The sequence below is a fragment of the Lacrimispora sphenoides genome, assembly GCF_900105215.1.
Classification (GTDB): domain Bacteria; phylum Bacillota; class Clostridia; order Lachnospirales; family Lachnospiraceae; genus Lacrimispora; species Lacrimispora sphenoides_A.
In genome coordinates this window covers 3,123,445-3,143,973 of sequence record NZ_FOIP01000001.1, presented here as the reverse complement: position 1 = coordinate 3,143,973, position 20,529 = coordinate 3,123,445, and the positions used below count along the sequence as shown (strand labels likewise).

Below are 20,529 nucleotides of genomic sequence, written 5' to 3'. Positions count from 1 at the left end.
TCCAGTTCAAAGGCAAGCACCGGGATCTCCCTGCCGCCAAATCTCTTATCATACAGGACTAACTTTTAAATTCCTCAACAGGGAGGGACTGGAAGTTCCTACGGAAGAAAGGAGGCAAGGAAGCGAACGTTTGGGAAAATAGAGGAAGCTACAGGAATATCGCCAAAAACCTTTCCCCATATTTCTCAAACTTAAATTCCCCGACTCCGGAAACTGACAGCATCGCTTCCTTTGTCTTTGGTTTCTTCACGGACATATGTACCAGGGTTTTGTCAGAAAATACGATATAGGGCGGTACCTTTTCCTCTTTGGCGATTTCCATCCGAAGCGCCCTTAGAGTTTCAAACAGAGCTGCCTCCCCTTCTGTTAATTCCAGGGCGGATGCACTTGATTTCTTTATCTTCTTTCCGCTCTTTACCTTTTCCACAGGTTCCTGTTCCTTAGCCATCTTCATGATTATGGATTCACCATCTTCCAGTACCGCCTTAGATTTCTCTGTCAGCTTAACAATGGAGTATTCATCATTGGTTATGGCTAACCAATCGTTTAAAAATAAATGATTCATCACCTGCCGAAGCTTATAGGCTGGAACCTTTGCCAGATTTCCATAATGAGGGTTCTCATTCATCCGGTAGTTTCTGATCTTTGCCGTATTGGCTCCATGAACCGTATCGATAATGACAGCAGTTCCATACCTCTGCCTGCTAGCTTTTACGCATCCCACCAATTCTTTTGTAATATCCGTCACATCCACAGTTTCAAACTGACTTAAGCAGTTGGAACAATTGCCGCAGTAATTCTCCCCATACTCCCCAAAGTACCGCAGAATGTAGTCCCTGAGGCATTCGTTGGTAAAGGAGTAAAAGGTCATCTTCTTAAGCCGTTCACGGTCCCGTTCCATAACCATCTGTCGGTTAAGGGAATCCAGCTCCTGATTATCCTGGTTATTGTCAATAAACATTTGATTGGTCACGACATCCTTACCACTGTATAACAGAATGCATTCTCCTGGCTCCCCGTCTCTGGAGCACCTGCCCACCTCCTGATAGTAGGATTCCAGGTTCTTCGGCATATTGTAATGGATAACAAACCGTACATTGGATTTATCGATTCCCATGCCAAAGGCATTGGTCGCCACCATGATCTGGCTTCTATCGTAGATAAAATCATCCTGGTTCTTCCGCCGCTCCTCATCGCTTAACCCGGCGTGATACCTGGTTGTTGAAAACCCTTCTTGATTCAGCCGGTCGCATACCTCTTCCACCAGCTTTCTGGTCAGGCAGTAAATAATCCCGCACTGATCCGGGTGGCATTCCACATAGTTCTTTAATGTAGCATACTTATCCTTGGGAGACTGAACCCCCAGATAGAGATTGGGTCTGTCATATCCCGTAGACACCACGGCGGGTTCCCTGAGCATGAGAATATCAATGACATCTTCACGAACCTCTTTGGTAGCAGTTGCCGTAAACGCGCTGATGACCGGACGTTTTGGTAGCTTATCAATAAAATCCACGATTTTTAAGTAGCTGGGTCTGAAATCCTGTCCCCACTGGGATACACAGTGAGCTTCATCCACCGCTACCATGGAAATATTTGTGTTTAATGCAAAATCCAGAAATTCATCCGTTACAAGACGTTCCGGTGCTACATAAATAATGGGATATCGCCCTTCCCGCGCATAGGCCAGGGCCTTATAATACTGACTTGCAGTCAAAGAACTGTTAAGATATGCGGCATGAATGCCTGCTTGATTGAGAGTTGTTACCTGGTCCTTCATGAGGGAGATCAGGGGAGAAATAACCAGTGTGATTCCTTCCATCATAAGAGCTGGTATTTGGAAGCACAGGGATTTTCCGGAACCGGTGGGCATGATTCCTAAGGCGTCTCTTCCGGACAAAATGCTGTCGATAAGAATTTCCTGCCCCTCCCGGAAACTGTCGTAGCCGAAATAGTGCTTTAATGCTTGAAATTTATCCATATAACTTTTGTATCTGCTCCTTATCATTTGTTTTTTACAATTAGTTCTTTTCATTATACCATTTGTTCTTCAAATATGCTAGTTTATTTACGAAAGCCAATAAAACCGCACCTTTCCGCATAAATCCAAGGTTTTACAGGATTCCAACCCCACTAACCATCACTAACCAAAAGCAGTCAAAACCAAGCGTCCTGCAGTCAAAATGCAGTCAAAAAATGAAACCGAAAAGAGCCTAAGTGGTTCGAACAGTACTATAATAGGTAGGTATCCATATGGGAGTATTTGGGATCGGAACCAATGTTAAAAAAATTGATAGCGGTATAATCAGAGGCAATACATACCCCATTGCTTGCATGGCCTGGTATGCTCCTGGCTGCCCGCCCAGGCCACTGCTCTTTAAATTTGTAGGTGAGGATGGGATTTTACAGACCATAACTGATATTAAAATAAGTTGCACTGATTATAAATGCTATGATGGTGAGCAGGTCAATGAGTATAGGTGTGATGCGATAATCGGTGGTATTCGATTTGGATTCAAACTTATTTTCTACATCGTTAGATGCCTATGGGTTAAATTGTGTAGTCAGGTCGGCCATTGCATAAATATCTTCTCATATTAGCACAATGCACCTACTCATTAAAGCTTATATCACGAATTGTACTCCGACCGGCTGCCATGTAATTACAAGTAAAATAATAATATAAATTGAAAGATGTCGAATATTGCGAGGAAATAAGAGCAAATATTTAAGTTAATTGTTGACTGATTGCACAAATAGTGAGAAACTATAACTAGTAATTACTATCCCTATAATAATTACTTATGATATCTTCGTTAGGGGGGAGATATCTATTATAACCTGTTGCTTTAACAACAATAAGATACTTTTCAGTAAAGGGGGATATGAAATATGAAATTAAGTAAAAAATTAAAAAAGACTTTTGTCATTATATTAACACTAGCAATAAGTGCCTCACTAAGTATTGCAACATTTGCAGCAACTCGTATTGTTTATGACGATTATTGTTTAACCGATACAGAATGGAAAAGTGGTAAATGGGGTAATAAAGATAGTGTAGTTAACTTAGTTATAAATGATAATGATGATTACCAGTTCTCAATTATAAAAAGGAGCGGTAAGTGGACAAACGGTGGATCCATGAGATTTGTGCGAATTTCAGATAATGAAGTTATGTGGCGAGCAATACAGAATAACGCCAGTGATTGGTATGTTAATATTATATCTGGTGAAAAATTAAACTCTCTTTATCATATAGCTGATGGAGATTACAGATTGACTTATGGATATGGATCACCATCTGATGGTAATAGATGGAATATGTATTATAGTAAAATAATAAGAGTAACACACGCAAAATAGTAATACACTGTAAGACGTTGCTAGATATATTAGCACTTTGGATTTAGTTTTAAGAGGAGTAAAGTTTTAATTACTTTGCTCCTCTTAATTTTATAAGGATAATCCTGGATACTTTAATGAACCGTCATGATCTGGTGTCAATGTCACCGGCTCCGTTACCATCTTTCCATCAGCATCATCGGCATAGGGATATCTGCTCCGCTGTCTGCGTGAATCGTGAATTAGTATCATTGGTTAGGTTAGTAACCGATAGTGCAATCTGATCGGCTCTGATGCTTAAAGAAGCCTCTGCCTGCTTCGCCCTGGTTACTTCTGCAAGGATCTGATCGGCGGTCACTTTAAACTGTGCTTCGGTTTCTGCTTTTAAGTCCGTGACTCTTACAGATACTTCTTCCACTGATTTCTTTATGATTGCCGTTTTTCCTTCAAACTGTATGATCTGCGTGCCGATACCGAAGTTTTCTTTCCGTTCCCTGGTCCCTTGGGCCTCAAAGGTACCCATCATGGCCTGAATGTAGTATCAAATTTTAGACTTCCATCAACAGCCATGTTTTCACCTCTTCCCCGGGCATAAAATAAGACACCATACGGCGCCTACCCAAAAAAATTGTTTAAATAATTAATCTCTGCCTGTTCTTCCTGCGTGTACCGGGTCTTAATATCTCAAAGAGCTTTGTTGTTACGATAAAATTCTTCTTCCCATTTCTCCAGCTTCTTTCCCTTTGCAATCTTCTGCCGGATTCCCAAAACCATGGAAAAGGTTCCCTCTTCAATTTCCATAAAGTAACCCATAAAGGTCCACCAATGGATATATTCCACGGACCGGACTCCCTATGAGCTAATTTATTTATAGCTGGAAAGATAATGGGTTCGTCCTGCTCCCAGTCAATAACTTTTAAAGGAGGCTTTTTATCTTCTACCACCTGCCCGCAGTCAATAAACCATTTAGCCTTTTCTGCCGCCTCTGTAATGTAATCTTCCGGGATTTCATTTAAACGATCACGGAAGAGTCGCTTCATCAATATGTACAGCCTTTCTCTATCGTTATACTCCGGATCAGCGCAGGCGGTTAATCCAATCAGAATGTTTCTAAAATCTGTTTCAACGGGATACTCCTCTCCGCCTACATTCAAGCTAGCCGGTAATGCCCCGATCATTTTTAAATATCTCCCAGATACTTATTCATCTTCTTTTCTGAATAGAACAATACAACGTTTACCTGGTCAGAATTAAAGCTATAGTTAAATATGCCGTAGATAAGAGCATTATGCCAAGGGATATCACCAATGGGATGGTGCGAGTGAAAAATGAGAATAAATCGATTAAACGTGCGTTAACTAGTGATGAGTTAAAACTTGTTGAAACCGCAAAACTGGACTCTTTCGAAAGATGTTTTATAAACGTCCTTCTTTATACTGGCTTGCGAAAAAACGAAGCACTTGCCTTGAACGTTGAGGATATTGACTTTGTTAAAATGAGGATAAACGTATCCAAAACACTCGTAGCCAGCAAAAAGATAACTGATTGCTTACAAGAATACACTAAAACCACATCCGGAGCAAGACAAATTCCGATCCCGAAGCCTCTGATTCCCATTCTAAGACAATATACTTCTGAAAAAACTGGAATACTTTTTATAACCATCAAAGGAGGATACATTCCGTCAGGGGGAGCTTTTCAGTATCGTTGGAAGAAAATACTGGCCAAATTGCAGGATACGAGCAACGCTCCTTTAGCCAAGGATATCACCCCTCATATTTTTCGTCACACCTATGCAAGTGATTTGTACAAAGCTGGAGTAGGTATTAAGCAAGCACAATACCCGCTTGGACACTCTGACATAAAAACAACCCTTGACACTTACACTCATTTTGGATATGCGGATGTTGAAATTGAGAAATTAGAGAATTATTATGATGCAGTCAAAATGCAGTCAAACAATAAAATAATAGCCATAAAACAGGCATAAATAAAGGAATTTTAAAAAGTATACCATTTGTTCTTCAAATATGCCACAGGCTTTCCTTAAATTAGGGATTGTTTTTTTCTGCGTTTCCAGGTTGATACGTGACACTGACAGTAATCTGGGAGTTGCATGAACCGTATTCATGCCTTAATAAAAAAAGATTGATTATCGGCGTGATGAAGTTCGGTCATCTACATACTGTATTCTTAGCGCTTTATTTTTGACTTATCAGAAATGTAAATAACACTGGCTTTTAGCAAACAATCATACTATAATTACTAAAGCATTTTATTGTATTTTGCATTTATAATTTATAAACATAGGAGAAAAACTTTGAAGACTAATATTGGATTGTACCTGGCTTTGCTTTTCGGTGTCTTTTCCCTTTCCACCTCCGCAATTTTCGTTCGCCTGGCTAATGCCCCTTCTGCTATAACAGCATTTTTCCGATTATTTTTTGCAGCGCTGATCCTTTTGCCATTTTTATTGGGCAGCAAACAAAATAAGAATCAATTGCTGTCCCTCTCCAAAAAGCAATGGTCACTTGGGATTTTGTCAGGACTTCTCTTATCTGCTCATTATCTGCTGTGGTTTGAATCCCTGAGGCATACATCAGTGGCAAGCTCTACAGTTATCGTAACATTGCAGCCTCTTTTTTCGATCGCTATCGGATATACTTTTTTGAAGGAACGATTTCACAAGCTGGCAATTGGGGGATGTCTGATCGCCATTATGGGCTGCTTTATCATAGGATGGGGGGATTTTCAAATAAGCTCTCAAGCTCTTTTTGGTGATTTATTAGCGTTTTTGGCGGCAGGAATTATCAGTGTCTACTTTTTTATAGGCCAGGCAATAAGAAAGGAATTATCTGCGGTTCCTTATTCCGTCATCAGCTATTTAAGCAGTTCCGTTTTTTTAGGGTGTTACGCAATGATTGGGGGTAACTCTTTCAGCGGTTATCCGAAAGCCACCTGGATAGCCTTTGGGGGATTAGCACTTATATCAACTATTTTTGGACAATTTATCTTTAATTGGCTGCTAAAGTGGATTCCTGCGACGGTTATTTCCATGAGCATACTGGGAGAAACCATCGGCACCTGCATTCTGGCCTATTTTATTTTACATGAGGCAATTTCTCTTCAGCAAGGTATCGGGATAGCAACGATTTTAATGGGGCTGGTACTCTTTTTTATTAGTCCTCAAATACATAAGGATCGGTAATATCGATAAGAGCTTTTCAGCTACCATTCAGCTTCTTCCACTTTCTGATCTTACTTCTAAATGACTTAAAGGGCGCGACCGTATTCGTATGGATCCATTTCCAGACTGCCCAGTTGGAAGGTGTTGAAGAAGCCCATTTTCTGCTTCCTGGCTGAAAAAGCTCGGTATCTTCATAATGTTCCGTAAGGTTTATGATTTTTTGTACCGTTTCCTTAAACATAGTACATAATTCCTGTAAACTGTATGTTTCGTATTGCCTGTAAAAGCTCTCATATAATCCGCCCAGATTGTTCCACTTATAATCTGGGTGAGGTGTGACAACCGTATTCCCCTGCTGCTCCTGTTCTTCCCAATGAAGAACAAGGTTTAACCACCCTAATTGATAGGCTATCATCTGTGCCGGAGTCCTGTCCACGCCGTCAATTTGTTTGTCCTTGTCTGCTTCCTGAATATCTGAAAATTCATCTATGAATAATTTAGCACGATTTAATATCTCGTCGATCAATTCCTGCTTATCTTTATATTCTGTCAATGCATTGCCCTCCAAATTTCTGTTTTATTTGCTGCCGGCAGACAACCATGCCTGCGCCAGCCCTATGAAAATTCAAAGCAATAAATCTACTTCATTTACCAATTTTTTCAGATGGTCACACGCCCCCGGCAAATTAGTACCGGATAATGAAAAGATAGTATCCACCTTCTCTTTATAATGGTCAGGAGATATGGGAAACCCATCAATCATTTTCACCGCCTTTTTCTCGTTTATGCAGTATTGCTCATTTAGTGCAAACAGCACTTGATTAAGCGCAGATATGGAACGGACCAGATGAGCGGATGCATAATACACATCGTTCCCTGGGATACTCTTTTCTGCCAGCATCTGGGAAAAGCCTGCCTCAAAGGAAAAGAAACGAATGATCTCATTCTTTAATTTTTGCGGGTAATCCTCTGCCAGTACTTTTAATCGAAGTATCTCATCGTTTTGATTCCACAGCATCTTACAGACTGCCAGTTCCCCCATGTACATTACGTTAAAGTAAGCATGAGGATGCCCTGCCGTTTTATGGTTTTTGCTGCATCCAGCTATTAGCAATGTCATGCAGGCCAATACCAGCCCTGATGCTATCAATCTTTTCATAGAAAACATACCCCCTTAAAAACACATCTTGCTATATAACGATATTGTACCTTTGATATTTAAAAAAGGCAAACAAAAACAACAGGAATACGGGCGTATGAGCATTGACGTTTTAGTTTCGTTATCACCTTTTTCTATCCGGCCGCGTCCGGCATCTCTCACTTTTCCTGCAATAAGTTTGCCTGTATCAATCAATCATATATTAATGTTCATTTTGACGTTTCCATGATATACTTTGAGGTATTACATACAAGGCGGTGATAGAATGATTTTTCAGATCAGCATATTTGCGTTAATAACCTGTTTTTACATTGCCTATTTTACGAAGCAAATCCTTCTTCGGAAAAAGGGCATACACACAAACCGGCTGGCAAAGGGCCGCAAACCTCATAAAACGGCTGCAATAGAAACGGCTCTTCTTGCAGCAACCTACGGCATTGCAGCTATTCAGTACGCAAGCGTGTTCTTTTCCCGTTTCATGCTCCCTCTTTCATTTCCTGACAGTGTACGGTGGATAGGAATTGCACTCACGGGAGGCGGGGTTATTTTCTTTGTACTGGCTATTACCTCCATGCGTGACAGCTGGCGCGCAGGTGTGGACGAAACCCAAAAAACTTCCATTGTAACACGAGGCATATATAAGGTCAGCAGGAATCCGGCTTTTGTGGGCTTTGACTTACTATATATAGGCTCTTCTCTTGCCCTTCCAAACATGATCAGCATCCTTTCCGCGTTCATTGGAATCCTGCTGCTTCATTTTCAGATTTTGGAAGAAGAAACGTATTTGCCTCGTGCCTTTGGGGATGAGTATCTGAAATACAAGAGCAGCACGCCGCGATACTTCCTGTTTTTTTGAACCTTCTCTTGGGAGGCTTTCCCCAATACAAACATATGCTCCTTCCTGCGGCGAACAGTTTTTATAATGTAAACTGTCCGTTATAGGAAGGAGCATATCGCAACTTGAATCTAGATACAGATCTCCTTTTGCATCTCATGCCAAATATGTCCATTGCTGACTATGAGATGGCTCTTTTTATGAAACTGCACCGGGGAACCGTCAAATTCAGCCACCATTCCTCCAGCCTCTTTCACAATCAGGTACGCTCCGCTATAATCCCATGGATTCAAATTCATTTCAAAATATCCGTCCAGTCTGCCGCAGGCAACATACACCATGTCAATGGCAGCGGAGCCGCCTCGGCGGATATCCTGGCATTTTATAAAAATCCTTCTGCTCATATCAAAGATTCTTTCCGCATTTTCCTTATAATAAGGGCTTGTGCCTATGGCGATCAACGATTCTTCCAGGGTTTTATTATTGCTGACACGGATTCTGCTGCCGTTTAAAAAAGCGCCTTCTCCCTCTACCGCCCAGAAAAATTCATTTAAGAATGGCAGGTATACAGCTCCTAACCCTATTCTTTTTCCATCCCATAAGCCTATGCTTACGGCACTTTGTTTGTAATCATGAAGTAAGTTGGTGGTTCCATCCACCGGATCCACAATCCACATCGGCCTGTTAAAATCCAGGTCCGAATTGTTCTTCTCTTCTCCCATGAATTGGATCAGAGGATATTTCTCCTCCAGTTTTTCTTTCAGCCACTTTTGAACCTGGATATCTACCTGAGTGACGTAATCCGCCGGACCCTTAGACCGGACATCTGCTGCCAGCCGCTGGTCATTAAAAAAGCATCTGGTATCAAGTACAAGCTCTTCGATTTCTTTCCTGTCAATATGTAATTCTTTGTCCATCAAACTACAATTCCTCCATATACTTAAGCCCCTCTGCCATACCTAAAAACTGCAATACGTTCCCCCGGGGCTCTCTTTTTGCAGTTTTCAATGTGATCATGACAATGATACCGTCTTCTCCCTTGCCCTTTGCTTTAAATGCCTGGATATCAATAATTTGTATATTCCTTTCTTTGCAGCTTTCCAGAAACAGATTCAAATTTGCCGCAGCATTGAAGTTCATATACAAATTAAAGATTCTTGAAGTTGCCATAAGCCGGCTGTCAACCTTTTGGAAAACCGTCATAATCAGACTGATAGCCAATCCCACAAGTATTGCCCCCTTGTAGAACCCGATGCCAACAGCCAGCCCTGCACAGGCAGCCGCCCACAATCCGGCGGCAGTGGTTAAACCCCTTACCTGATTATTTCTGGTCACTATGATGGTACCTGCCCCTAAAAAGCCGATCCCGCTGACCACCTGCGCGCCAAGCCTTGAGGGGTCTGAGCCGCCAAAGGTTTGCGAAATATACTGGTTGGTCATCATCACTGCTGCCGATCCCATACATACCAGCATATACGTCCGGAATCCTGCCGGCTGCTTCCTGACTTCTCTTTCCATTCCCAGAATGCCGCCTATAATCAGAGCCAGGCATATACGTACTGTAATTGTAATTTCGTTCAGTTCCTGAAAATCACCTAGATTCAGCATACGAATCACCATCCACGTTTACTACGGAAAACCCTTTTCCTTCCAACAAATCTTTACAATCAGAATCCAAATGCATGCAAAATACCCTCCTTCTCATCTCATGGGGAATCCATGCCTCCAGTTTACCATAATAACAGTGGGTTGCATAGTCAGAATCATGGGTGCTTGTGTCATGATAAATGGTCTTGATTTCCCCCTTTTTAAAATCCTCCAGTATTCTTTGAGGCAGATGAGAGGAATCTCCGCTGTAATAAATCGTTTCTCCATTTACTTTTATGACATAGCCAAAACACTCCATATTATCCACATGCTGAACCTGGATCGCTTCAAATTCTACACTGCTGCCGTTATAAGCCTCTTTATAACGGTAAAACTCCCTTCCGATCCCCATAAGGCTTAATAACTGGGCAATCGTAGGCTTGGGATGAATAACGGTAACCTGCTTCTTATCCAACATGCAATAAGTATAAGAAATCAAAGAGGCCAGGCTTCCCACATGATCCGCGTGCAGATGTGTGATCACAACGTAAATTTCCCTGTATTGTTCAAGATCAACCAATGAGAGCAATGCTTCAAATACAGTTTCTCCGCAATCGATCAAATAGAGGTCATTGTTCAATTCAAAATATGCACTGGTATTTTTATACTGAGGATAAAATGCCGATCCACAGCCTAAAAAATGTAATTCCATCGTCTTCTCCCCCTACTCCTTGATGCCTGCACTGACAAAGCTGCTCATAAACTGTCTTTGCAGGATGAAAAAGGCTATTAATAACGGCAGTATGATAATTAACGTGGCTGCGCAGACATTCGCCCACTGCATATTTGCTTCCTTGGATTTTGCAAAAATAGCAAGACCCACCGTCAGGGTGCGGTTTGCAGGGGAATTTGTTACAATTAACGGCCACAGATAGTTGTTCCAGTGATAGCTGACCGAAATGACTGCAAATGACATATATGCCGGTTTTGCACATGGCATATATACCTGCCAGATGGTTTGCCATATATTTGCGCCGTCAATTCTTGCCGCTTCCGCTAAGGCCCTGGGTATGGTCTTAAAGTGCTGCCTTAAAAGGAAGATTGCCAGGGCACTTCCATAAAACGGCAGCATGATGCCAAGCTTTGTATCTGTAAGCCCCATCTCCGATAAGGTCATAAAGTTAGGCGTAATCAGTACATCATTAGGTATAATAATCTGCATAAAAATCACTGCCATCACCAGATACTGTCCCTTAAACTCCATGACACCAAGGGCATATCCAGCCAAGGTAGATGTAACAAACTGAATACAAAATGTTACCGCAACAAGGAAGAGGGTATTTAAATAATATCTTCCAAAGGGTATGGCATTCCACACATACACGATATTGCCCAAAGTAAACTTAGAATTGGGAAAGAACGCCATTTTAAACGTAGGCTCCGTTAAAGCTGTACAAACAAGCCAAAACAGGGGAGCCAGCCACGCGGTTGCCAGCAGTACGGAACAAATGGATATTAATAGTTTCTTTAAGTTCTTCATAACCTTCTCCCCTCTAATTATAATGGATCTTCTTGTCCTGGCTTATAAATCTCGGCAGTGACACAATTAACAGCAAGAAAAGCATGATAACCGTCAGTGCGGAGGACACACCATAATTAAAATTCGTAAAGCCCTGCTGGTAAATGTAGTAAAGAAGGAGGGTGCTGGCATTGTTAGGAGCCCCCTCTGTCATGATCACAACATGATCCACAAGCTTAAAACTATTCGTAAAGGCAATGGTCGATACAAAAAGGAATGTAGGGGCCAGCAATGGCAGGGTAATCTTTCTAAAGATTTTTAAGTTTCCGGCCCCATCGATCTTTGCAGCCTCCATGACCTCCGTTGATATGCTCTGGATCCCCGACAGGAAAAATACCATCAAATATCCTGCCTCCTTCCATACGTACATGACCGCCATGGCAGGCAGCACCGTACTTTTCTTTGACAGGACGTTCAATGGACGAAAGCCCATGCTAATGAGCATCTGGTCAAACAATCCGTTTTTCGCCATATAGATGAACATCCAGACACTGGCTATGGCTATCATAGGCATTACAACCGGATAGAAGAAAGCCGTTCTTACAAAACCGATGGTCCGGCTCCTTCTATTTACCAGAACGGCAAGGCCCAATCCCACAGCCATGCTGGGCAGTACGGTAATCAGTGCAAAAAAGACTGTATTTCCCATTACCTTCCAAAACAGCTTTGATGAAAACAGTTTTGCATAGTTTTCCAGCCCAATAAGCTCTGGCGCCCCCATTCCCATTTTATATTTCATAAGGCTTAGATACAGACTCCTGAATACAGGGTACGCTGTAAATACCAGCATGAACGCCAGTGCCGGGGCAACAAGCATCCATGCCGTGAAATTATGTTTCAATTCCTTCTTCTTTTTTAAATCACCATTCATCGATCCGTCACCCTTCTTTAAAGAAAGGGGTTTGCAAGCTGCAATCCCCTTTCGGTTTCCTATACTATTGAAAATCTGCTAAAACTTCCTCTGCTTCCTCCTGGGCCTGGTCCAGCGCTTCCTGTGCTGTCATATCTCCCACTACTGCCGCCTGGATGTTATCGTTTAAAATCCTCCATATTTCAGCCGCATTATAAGTCGTCAGCTCCGGTTTTGCAAAGGGAAGCTGCTCATAAGCGATGGAAGCCTGAGGAACCTTTGCATAATAATCTTTAATCAGATCCGTATCATAGCAAGACTGTCTGGTCGCTACGTAACCAGTATCCAGGCTCCACTGGGCTGCTCTTTCCGTAGAAGTAGCAAATTTAATGAATTTCCAAGCTGCATCCGCACGCTCCTTCGCGATTCCGTTTGAGATATAGAAGTTACCGCCGCCTGTGGGAGCCGCATCCCGTGCATGTCCCGGCATAAATGCCGTACCAAACTCAAACTTGGCGTTACTGTTGATATTGGTCATATTTCCGGTGGTATGATAGATCATAGCTACTTCCCCTGCCAGGAACTGTGTGGGCAGGTCGGTCCATTGTACGATCCCTTCTGCCATGCATTTGTATTTATTCTGGAGGTCCAGCCAGAACTGAAGGGCTTCTACATTTTCAGGGGTATTAAAGTAAACGGTCTTTCCATCTTCACTCATGAGGTTTTTACCGTCTTTGCTGTTCTGTAACGCAAATCCTGTGAACGTCCACTGAGCAGAGCCGGAATTCAAAGCGATGCCAACACCATAATGGTCGCTGTTTGTCAGCTTCACCGCATAATCCGCCAGCTCCTCCCAGGTTCTGGGCGGCTTCTCCGGATCAAGTCCGGCTTCCTTGAACAGGTCTTTGTTATAATAGAGGATCTCCGTACTTCTTTGGAAAGGAATTGAATAAATCTTTCCATCTACATAAGAATCTTCCATAAATCCAGGAAGAAAGTCTGAGATGAATGCTTTTCCTTCTTCTCCGTCAGCTGCAATAAAATCATCCAGCGGCATAGCCATACCTGTAGATGACATGGTAAATCTCTGGGTCGCCAGACTTACAAACACATCCGGCGGGGTTCCTCCCTGTACGGCCGTCTGGATTTTTGTAACAGTGTCGTCATAGTTTCCTGTATAAACCGGTTCAACAACAATATCAGGATTCTCCGAGTTAAAGTCCGTGCAGATTTTTTCAATAAGCTGTGCAGCTGATCCGCCTACGTTGACCGGATAGTAAAACGTCAGGCGCAATGCATCCCCCGCATTTTCCTGAGGCTCTGCCTTTGCAGAATCTGTATCCGCTGAGGCTGACTCGGCGTTTGTTTCCGTTTGCTCTGCCTTTGCTGCACCTGTTGAATTGCCGCCGCACCCAGTCAATACACCTGCTGCAGCCATGACCATTGCCAATGTGATCGCAGATAAATGTTTCATTTTTTTCAAAACAACCCCTCCTTAAATTCAACAATCGATGTTTACATGGGTAGTTTATCACAGCGATTGAAACGTGTCAATAATATTTTTATATATTTCATACAATATATTTACAAATATTTGCATTTTAATGTTTGTTTTTCACATTTAAAAAGAGGTTTCATTTTTTATTTTATATGTTATACTATAAATAATCATTTGTTTCTGGTAAATTATGGAGGTATTTTATGGTTACTATTAAAGATATTGCCAGGGCCGCCGGTGTTGCCCAGGGAACTGTTTCAAATGTTCTAAATGAAAAAGGCAACGTCAGCAGCGAAAAGATAAAACAGGTAATGGATGCCGCTGCCTCTCTTGGATATATCCCCAATGAAAGAGCTAAATTACTGCGCAAGGGGCGCTCCGATTTATTAGCCGTCATTCTTCCAAACCTGCGTTCCAAACAATACATCGATTTTTTTATGAGTTTTAAGGCTTATGCCGAAAATCATAGTTATTCCGTATGTCAGTATCTCACCAATGACGATCAGCCGGAGGCTGAGATCAATGCCTTACAGGACATACGTTCCCTTATGCCCGCAGGAATTGCATCATTTACTTCCTTTACCTCCAAGTCAGACTCTATTCCATACTTAGAGGGAAAGAAAAAGATCCGGGAAAATATCATTTTCATTGAACGGGATCCTGATATATCCTGTAAATATATTGGATTCAACTATGGACAGGCAGGAAAAGAATTAGCCAGGAAGGCTTTGGAAAAGAAATATACAAATATCTGTATTTTGACCGGTAGCCTTCGGCTGTCCAATGAGCTGGCATTTTATGACGGCTTTATGGACACGATGAAGAGCTCCTCCTGTTCCGTGCACCACATACAGACGGACTCATACAGGAAACTGCAGAACATTATGCAGATCTTCCATGATTCCACGCCCCAGGCCATTTTTATATCCAATTACGGTTTTGCTGAATCTGTAAAAGATATACATAATACCTTTTACCCAGAGCTCAGCTTAAATATATACACCGTTTCTCCTGTATTTACCATGCCCGAAAACGACTTTGATAAATACGAACTGAATTACCGCCAGTTGGGAAAGATCGCTGCCGAAACCCTGATTGAAAATGATCCCTCAGGCAAATATCCGGAGAAAAGAATTCTTGAAAATTCAGGTTTCCGTGATTGGTTTTCGAATATCATCTACAGCGATAACAAATCCCCGTTAAACATCCTGACCCTTGACACCCCCAGCGCTTACACTCTTCGCAGCCTTTCCCGCCTGTATACTCAAAAAACCGGGATACCCGTTAACATCACCATTTATTCCTACGATGAAATCTATGAAGCCTTTACAAATATGACAAAGGACTCCGTATTCGACATCCTGCGTCTGGATGTGACCTGGTTATCCTGGTTTGCAGAAAAAATATTACAGCCACTGGATGGAATCGATCCGTCGGTCTCTCAATGTCTCAATGAATTTATAGATGGTACCATTGAGCCGTTTTCAATGATCAACGGACATGTATACGCATTGCCCACTTCTCCAAGTATGCAGCTTCTGTTTTACAGAAAAGATTTATTCAATGACCCTATTTACCGCCGCATGTACTTTGAAAAACACCGGGAAGAGCTGCTCCCTCCAGATACTTTTGATAAGTTCAACCGGATTGCCGCATTCTTTACAAAATCTCTGAACCCAACATCTCCTGTGGATTATGGGGCCACTCTCACTCTTGGTTCCACCGGAGTAGCAGGCTCTGAATTTTTGGCCCGTTTTTTCAGTTATCAGGACAATCTGTATGACGAACACTACAATGTGGCCCTGAATTCTCCGGCCGCGGTCCGGGCATTGGAACAGCTTGTGGATATCCGCAATTATTCCAGCCCAAAGTATAATTCCTGGTGGACCAATACCGCCACCTCTTTTGCCAGCGGAAACATTGCTATGACCCTGCTGTACAGCAACTATGCTTCTGACCTGCTCAGTTCAACTTCCAAGGTTGTGGGAAATATCGGATATGCTCTGGTTCCCGGCGGCAACCCAGTCATCGGCGGCGGAACTCTCGGCGTTTCAAAATACAGCCGCCGGGCCAATGAAGCATTATCCTTTATCCGCTGGATATGCAGTGAAACAATCGCCTCCGCTGAAACACTGCTGGGAAGCGTTTCCCCCTGTAAGAAATCCTATGAAAATTATGAAATCGTCAATTCTTATCCATGGCTAAATTATGCAAAGGACTGTTTTGTAATGGCCAAAGGGCGGCGGGTGCCTGAGTTGTCCGGTTTTCCATTTGATGAACGCCGTTTTTTGAGCATTATCGGTATGGCGGTGAAAAATGCTTACAGCAATGTTCAATCTCCCACTATTGCATTGGACCAAGCGCAGAAGATGTATGATGAACAGTTTTTAAAAAGGGATGTGTGATTGGCTTGATACGTTTTTTTATATGATTTTTTGATATGACACGTTGTATCGCCATAAGATATAATGAAGAGGATTATAAGAAGATCTTATGAGTTATTCCTTGAAATTTTCAAACATCTTTGCTATAATGGCCAAAGGGAATGAAGTTCTCCCTGTGCTGATTTTAGCCGAACCGCTTATTAAGCTGATGACTTCTGCAATTATTTCATTGCAGAAGTGTCGGCTTTTTTACATTTCTGCACAAAGGAGGATAAGTATGCTTTTCAGTCTTGCAATGATGGTTCTTTGCGGCATGGTATTGAGCGGAACCATGCAGAAACTAAAACTCCCCGGCCTTGTGGGTATGCTGCTCACTGGTATTGTGTTAGGGCCGTATGCACTGAATTTGATCGCGCCGGAGCTGTTGAATATTTCTGCTGATTTGAGACAAATTGCCCTGATCGTGATCCTTACAAGGGCAGGGCTCGCGCTGGATATTAAGGATTTAAAAAAGGTTGGCCGCCCGGCAATCCTTATGTGCTTCATTCCGGCAAGTTTTGAAATAGCCGCCACTACTATTTTTGCACCAATGTTCTTTCCGATTTCTCATTTGGAAGCAGCTATTATGGGAACAGTGCTCGGTGCAGTCTCTCCGGCAGTGATTGTGCCTAAAATGTTAAAGCTGATGGAGCATGGCTACGGCCGGGAAAAGAGCATCCCCCAGCTTATCATGGCCGGAGCGTCCGTTGACGACATTTATGTCATTGTCCTTTTTACATCATTTATGGGCATGTACGAGGGAAGCAGCTTTGATGCTATAAGCCTTATAAAAATACCAATCGCCATTATAACAGGCTTACTGGTTGGTGTTTTACTGGGCCTGGTTTTGGTGAAGCTGTTTCAAAAAATCCACATACGGGATACGGTCAAAATTTTGATTCTATTAAGCACTGCATTCCTGCTGGTTTCTCTTGAAACAGCCATTAAAGCGTATGTGCCCATGTCGGGCTTACTGGCTGTCATGGCTTTAGGCGGTACTATCTTAAAGCAGTACGATATTTTAGCAAAGCGCCTGTCGGGCAAGTTCTCAAAAATCTGGGTGGCTGCGGAATTGATGCTGTTCATATTGGTGGGCGCGACGGTGGATATCAGCTACGCAGCAAAGGCTGGATTTGCGGCTGTCGCTCTTATCTTTATCGCCCTGTTGATCCGGATATGCGGCGTATTTTTCTGCCTTGCCAAAACCCCAATAAACGCAAAGGAACGCCTGTTTTGTGCCATCGCATATTTGCCGAAAGCAACTGTACAGGCGGCAATCGGCGGACTTCCTTCGGCGGCAGGCGTTGCAGCCGGCAATACGATTTTGACAGTTGCGGTTTTAGCGATCCTGATCACTGCTCCGATTGGGGCGATCGGCGTGGATGCAACTTATAAAAGGCTACTTGTAAAGAATGACGGCCACACGTAAATCCTTACGCCCGGGAAACGGGAATGAAATAACGTTTGAATACTTGATCAGGCATTGATTAATTCATGACCTAACAAGCGTTTACTGCAATCCTTTAATTACTGAAGACCATTTAATCTTTAGAAATAACCATATCCCTAAAACTCTCAAACTGTATTTTAACATCCGGATTTTGAATAAAAAACTCCATCAGCATCTTTATTTCCAATACAGTCAAATCTCCCAGCATATGTTCAACCAATTCTGCTTCTTCCAATGGACGCGGGCTTTTAAGCATGGTAAAAAAACGCTCCAAAGTATTATGACGTTCCAGCAGATATTCTCCGGTTATTCTTCCCTCATCAGTCAGCAGGATATTTTCAAAGCCATCGTATCTCAAATATCCAAGCTGGACAAGCTTGGATACCATCTTTGACGCAGACGACGGACGAACGTGCAGCTGCCCTGAAAGTCTGTTTATGCGAGTGCAGCTCTCTTCCAGACACAATCGGTACGCCATTTCAAGATAATCCTCAAGAGCAGGCGTAAGTCTGCTCTCATTTTGTTTTTTCAGTTCATATCCCCGGACGGTACGGAATTCCTGAGGCGGAAGTTGGCTCATTGTCATTCATCCTCTGTTTTTTTTACTTTATATAGTGTATTCGTAACACTTTCTACTTAGGTCCCATAAATTAGCCAAGGGAAACGTTATTTCCCTCCCCTAACAGAACTGAATAATGAAATGATTGATTTTATATGTAAACCACTTGCATTTCTACATATTTAGGCATATAATATAATAAAGTTTAGGTATGCCTAAACATTTAAATACAACGACACAACAGGAGGAAAATTATGGATACTTATACAAAACAGCTTTTTCGCAGCAAGATACCTACTTTAATAGTAACCGCCCTTATCCTGCTGATTGGGGGAATTGTGAAATTATTAGCGGTATAAAGAACTTTTACTCTTCAAACAATTTCTTTACCCACGCAGATGGCGGGGTTTATATCTCTAAAACGGAGGAAGATAAAATGACACCAAACAAAGAAGATTATTTAAAAGCTATTTATAAGCTCGGCGGTATGGAAGGGCTGGTAAGCAATAAACAGATTGCGGAAACTTTGCAGATCGCTCCTGCTTCTGTGACAGAAATGCTTGGAAAGCTGAAACGGGAGGGGCTGACTCATTATGAGCCCTACAAAGGTTCATGCCTGACGCCTGAGGGAATTCAGGTTGCCATTTCGCTGGTGCGGGGCCATCGGCTCTGGGAGGTTTTCCTGATGCGCCATCTTGGCTACTCGTGGAGTGAGGCACATGAAGACGCAGAACTGCTGGAACATATCACCCCGTCACGGCTGACCGCACGGCTGGATAAATTTCTGAATTACCCGGCCTATTGCCCCCACGGCAGTGCAATTCCCCATCCCGACGGCCAAATCGACCACGCTCCGCTGCTGACCTTAAACCTGCTTCCTATGGGTGCGACCTCCCATATCCGGCGTGTAAAGGAAGAAAAGGAACTTTTAGACTATCTGCAGGAAAGCGGAATCACCATTGGATGCTCTGTCCGCATTATAGAAGCTGCCGCATACGAAGGGCCGCTGACCCTCGACCTGGAAGGAAAACGTGTTCAAATCAGTTATAAGGCCGCCTGTCAAATCTATGTAGACGAGACATAGGGGGGATAACACCAAATATATTTTAAGGAGGTTTCTCATGAATCAAAAAACGAAAGGCATTCTTGGTACGATCCTGAGTTTCACCTTACTGCTTACGGGCTGTTCTGCTCCGGCGGTAAACGAAGACTCATCAAAAGATAAATTAAATATAGTCGCTACCACCACCATGCTGGCTGATCTGGTTTCATCCATCGGCGGGGAACGGGTTACGGTAAACGGCCTGATGGGGCCAGGTATTGACCCGCATTTGTATCAGGCCAGTGCCGGAGATGTTTCTCTGATGCAGAAAGCGGATGTGGTAGTGTATAACGGCCTGCATCTGGAAGGAAAAATGGGGGAAATATTTGAGAACCTGTCAAACCAGGGATCAGCAGTCATCTGCATTGAAAAGGGCTTAGACGAATCCAGGCTTCTGGCATGGGAGGATGACAACTCCATCCACGATCCTCATATCTGGTTCGACGTTTCCCTATGGAAGGATGCAGCTAAAACCGTTGCAAAAGGATTAACAGACGCCGATCCCAATGGAAAGGCAGACTATGAGGCAAATCTGGACGCTTACTTAAAAGAACTTGATGAGACGGATACGTACATTCGCGGCCGCGCTGATGAACTGCCGGAAAAATACCGCGTGCTGGTGACCGCTCACGATGCGTTTCAGTACTTTGGCAAAGCCTATGGCTTTGAGGTACGGGGTCTGCAAGGCATCAGCACCGATGCGGAAGCAGGTACTGCCGATGTAAGTGATCTGGCCAATTTTATTGTGGAACGGCAGATTAAGGCGATTTTTGTAGAATCTTCCGTGCCGCCAAAAACCATTGAAGCGCTTCAGGCTGCGGTAAAAGCGAAGGGCTTTGATGTTTCCATCGGCGGAGAGCTTTATTCCGACTCCCTGGGCGATGCCCAGTCCGGAGCCGACACTTATATCCTGACCATTAAAGCAAATGTTGACACGATTGTAGATGCATTAAAGTGA

20 protein-coding genes and 1 riboswitch are annotated in these 20,529 nt (G+C 42.9%); of the genes, 8 read left to right on the top strand and 12 right to left on the bottom strand.

The window, feature by feature from the left end; genetic code table 11:
* Positions 1–148 precede the first annotated feature (148 nt).
* Entirely contained in the window at positions 149–1,981 is a 1,833-nt protein-coding gene (gene recQ, locus BMW45_RS14235) for a DNA helicase RecQ (RefSeq protein ID WP_092244792.1), read from the bottom strand.
* 911 nt (positions 1,982–2,892) lie between these two features.
* On the opposite strand from recQ, the gene BMW45_RS14225 reads away from it, so the two are divergent.
* Entirely contained in the window at positions 2,893–3,363 is a 471-nt protein-coding gene (locus BMW45_RS14225; RefSeq protein WP_092244786.1) for a hypothetical protein, read from the top strand.
* Positions 3,364–3,538: 175 nt separating this feature from the next.
* Here the strand turns inward: BMW45_RS14225 and BMW45_RS14220 are convergent, their stop codons facing one another.
* Both BMW45_RS14220 and BMW45_RS29215 read right to left on the bottom strand, forming a co-directional pair.
* The gene (locus BMW45_RS14220; protein ID WP_143057041.1) at positions 3,539–3,868 is read right to left on the bottom strand and encodes a hypothetical protein; all 330 of its coding nucleotides are present in this window, start codon (positions 3,866–3,868) and stop codon (positions 3,539–3,541) included.
* A 106-nt stretch (positions 3,869–3,974) separates the two neighbouring features.
* Positions 3,975–4,520: a Gp15 family bacteriophage protein gene (locus BMW45_RS29215; protein ID WP_330390758.1), complete on the bottom strand. Its 546-nt coding sequence runs from the start codon at positions 4,518–4,520 to the stop codon at positions 3,975–3,977.
* Between the two features lie 143 nt (positions 4,521–4,663).
* Between BMW45_RS29215 and BMW45_RS14210 the strand changes: the two genes are divergently transcribed.
* Complete coding sequence (locus BMW45_RS14210; RefSeq protein ID WP_166433358.1) at positions 4,664–5,332, top strand: tyrosine-type recombinase/integrase; 669 nt, start codon at positions 4,664–4,666, stop codon at positions 5,330–5,332.
* Between the two features lie 288 nt (positions 5,333–5,620).
* Entirely contained in the window at positions 5,621–6,550 is a 930-nt protein-coding gene (locus BMW45_RS14205) for a DMT family transporter (RefSeq protein ID WP_330390757.1), read from the top strand.
* Between the two features lie 16 nt (positions 6,551–6,566).
* Here the strand turns inward: BMW45_RS14205 and BMW45_RS14200 are convergent, their stop codons facing one another.
* Entirely contained in the window at positions 6,567–7,082 is a 516-nt protein-coding gene (locus BMW45_RS14200) for a ClbS/DfsB family four-helix bundle protein (protein WP_092244775.1), read from the bottom strand.
* A gap of 72 nt (positions 7,083–7,154) precedes the next feature.
* Positions 7,155–7,688, bottom strand: coding sequence for a hypothetical protein (locus BMW45_RS14195; protein ID WP_092244772.1), 534 nt, complete (start codon positions 7,686–7,688; stop codon positions 7,155–7,157).
* A 265-nt stretch (positions 7,689–7,953) separates the two neighbouring features.
* Between BMW45_RS14195 and BMW45_RS14190 the strand changes: the two genes are divergently transcribed.
* Complete coding sequence (locus BMW45_RS14190; protein WP_092244769.1) at positions 7,954–8,544, top strand: methyltransferase family protein; 591 nt, start codon at positions 7,954–7,956, stop codon at positions 8,542–8,544.
* Positions 8,545–8,654: 110 nt separating this feature from the next.
* Here the strand turns inward: BMW45_RS14190 and BMW45_RS14185 are convergent, their stop codons facing one another.
* From BMW45_RS14185 to BMW45_RS14160, 6 genes are all read right to left on the bottom strand, one after another.
* On the bottom strand, positions 8,655–9,440 hold the full coding sequence (locus BMW45_RS14185) for an inositol monophosphatase family protein (RefSeq protein WP_092246512.1): 786 nt from the start codon (positions 9,438–9,440) through the stop codon (positions 8,655–8,657).
* Positions 9,441–9,444: 4 nt separating this feature from the next.
* Positions 9,445–10,131 carry an MgtC/SapB family protein gene (locus BMW45_RS14180; protein WP_092244766.1) on the bottom strand — a complete coding sequence of 229 codons (687 nt, stop codon included), beginning with the start codon at positions 10,129–10,131 and terminating at the stop codon, positions 9,445–9,447.
* Entirely contained in the window at positions 10,115–10,822 is a 708-nt protein-coding gene (locus BMW45_RS14175; protein WP_092244763.1) for an MBL fold metallo-hydrolase, read from the bottom strand. The genes BMW45_RS14180 and BMW45_RS14175 overlap by 17 nt, the downstream gene beginning before the upstream one ends.
* A 12-nt stretch (positions 10,823–10,834) precedes the next feature.
* A complete protein-coding gene (locus BMW45_RS14170) occupies positions 10,835–11,650 on the bottom strand; it encodes a carbohydrate ABC transporter permease (protein WP_092244760.1) in 816 nt (271 codons plus the stop codon).
* Between the two features lie 13 nt (positions 11,651–11,663).
* Positions 11,664–12,560 (bottom strand): carbohydrate ABC transporter permease, encoded by an 897-nt coding sequence (locus tag BMW45_RS14165; RefSeq protein ID WP_092244757.1) that lies wholly within the window; start codon positions 12,558–12,560, stop codon positions 11,664–11,666.
* Between the two features lie 64 nt (positions 12,561–12,624).
* Positions 12,625–14,022 (bottom strand): ABC transporter substrate-binding protein, encoded by a 1,398-nt coding sequence (locus tag BMW45_RS14160; protein ID WP_092244754.1) that lies wholly within the window; start codon positions 14,020–14,022, stop codon positions 12,625–12,627.
* Positions 14,023–14,240: 218 nt separating this feature from the next.
* Here BMW45_RS14160 and BMW45_RS14155 point away from each other — a divergent pair, with 218 nt between their 5' ends.
* Both BMW45_RS14155 and BMW45_RS14150 read left to right on the top strand, forming a co-directional pair.
* On the top strand, positions 14,241–16,442 hold the full coding sequence (locus tag BMW45_RS14155) for an extracellular solute-binding protein (RefSeq protein WP_092244751.1): 2,202 nt from the start codon (positions 14,241–14,243) through the stop codon (positions 16,440–16,442).
* A gap of 127 nt (positions 16,443–16,569) precedes the next feature.
* Positions 16,570–16,646: riboswitch (Fluoride riboswitch) on the top strand.
* Positions 16,647–16,698: 52 nt separating this feature from the next.
* Positions 16,699–17,889 (top strand): cation:proton antiporter, encoded by a 1,191-nt coding sequence (locus BMW45_RS14150; RefSeq protein WP_092246509.1) that lies wholly within the window; start codon positions 16,699–16,701, stop codon positions 17,887–17,889.
* Between the two features lie 112 nt (positions 17,890–18,001).
* On the opposite strand, the gene BMW45_RS14145 is transcribed toward BMW45_RS14150, so the two are convergent.
* On the bottom strand, positions 18,002–18,490 hold the full coding sequence (locus BMW45_RS14145) for a metal-dependent transcriptional regulator (RefSeq protein ID WP_025234317.1): 489 nt from the start codon (positions 18,488–18,490) through the stop codon (positions 18,002–18,004).
* 415 nt (positions 18,491–18,905) lie between these two features.
* Here BMW45_RS14145 and BMW45_RS14140 point away from each other — a divergent pair, with 415 nt between their 5' ends.
* Together BMW45_RS14140 and BMW45_RS14135 are read left to right on the top strand one after the other, a co-directional pair.
* Positions 18,906–19,553, top strand: coding sequence for a metal-dependent transcriptional regulator (locus BMW45_RS14140; protein WP_092244748.1), 648 nt, complete (start codon positions 18,906–18,908; stop codon positions 19,551–19,553).
* A 37-nt stretch (positions 19,554–19,590) separates the two neighbouring features.
* Positions 19,591–20,529, top strand: a complete 939-nt coding sequence (locus BMW45_RS14135) for a metal ABC transporter solute-binding protein, Zn/Mn family (RefSeq protein WP_092244745.1) — start codon at positions 19,591–19,593, stop codon at positions 20,527–20,529.

Coding starts and splice junctions, on each gene's coding strand:
- BMW45_RS14175 (WP_092244763.1), bottom strand. CDS start 10,822: ATGGAATTACATTTTTTAGGCTGTGGATCGGCATTTTATCCTCAGTAT.
- BMW45_RS14190 (WP_092244769.1), top strand. CDS start 7,954: ATGATTTTTCAGATCAGCATATTTGCGTTAATAACCTGTTTTTACATT.
- BMW45_RS14180 (WP_092244766.1), bottom strand. CDS start 10,131: ATGCTGAATCTAGGTGATTTTCAGGAACTGAACGAAATTACAATTACA.
- BMW45_RS14150 (WP_092246509.1), top strand. CDS start 16,699: ATGCTTTTCAGTCTTGCAATGATGGTTCTTTGCGGCATGGTATTGAGC.
- BMW45_RS14195 (WP_092244772.1), bottom strand. CDS start 7,688: ATGAAAAGATTGATAGCATCAGGGCTGGTATTGGCCTGCATGACATTG.
- BMW45_RS14225 (WP_092244786.1), top strand. CDS start 2,893: ATGAAATTAAGTAAAAAATTAAAAAAGACTTTTGTCATTATATTAACA.
- BMW45_RS14155 (WP_092244751.1), top strand. CDS start 14,241: ATGGTTACTATTAAAGATATTGCCAGGGCCGCCGGTGTTGCCCAGGGA.
- BMW45_RS14170 (WP_092244760.1), bottom strand. CDS start 11,650: ATGAAGAACTTAAAGAAACTATTAATATCCATTTGTTCCGTACTGCTG.
- BMW45_RS14140 (WP_092244748.1), top strand. CDS start 18,906: ATGACACCAAACAAAGAAGATTATTTAAAAGCTATTTATAAGCTCGGC.
- BMW45_RS14220 (WP_143057041.1), bottom strand. CDS start 3,868: ATGATGGGTACCTTTGAGGCCCAAGGGACCAGGGAACGGAAAGAAAAC.
- BMW45_RS14145 (WP_025234317.1), bottom strand. CDS start 18,490: ATGAGCCAACTTCCGCCTCAGGAATTCCGTACCGTCCGGGGATATGAA.
- BMW45_RS14165 (WP_092244757.1), bottom strand. CDS start 12,560: ATGAATGGTGATTTAAAAAAGAAGAAGGAATTGAAACATAATTTCACG.
- BMW45_RS14185 (WP_092246512.1), bottom strand. CDS start 9,440: ATGGACAAAGAATTACATATTGACAGGAAAGAAATCGAAGAGCTTGTA.
- BMW45_RS14135 (WP_092244745.1), top strand. CDS start 19,591: ATGAATCAAAAAACGAAAGGCATTCTTGGTACGATCCTGAGTTTCACC.
- recQ (WP_092244792.1), bottom strand. CDS start 1,981: ATGGATAAATTTCAAGCATTAAAGCACTATTTCGGCTACGACAGTTTC.
- BMW45_RS29215 (WP_330390758.1), bottom strand. CDS start 4,520: ATGATCGGGGCATTACCGGCTAGCTTGAATGTAGGCGGAGAGGAGTAT.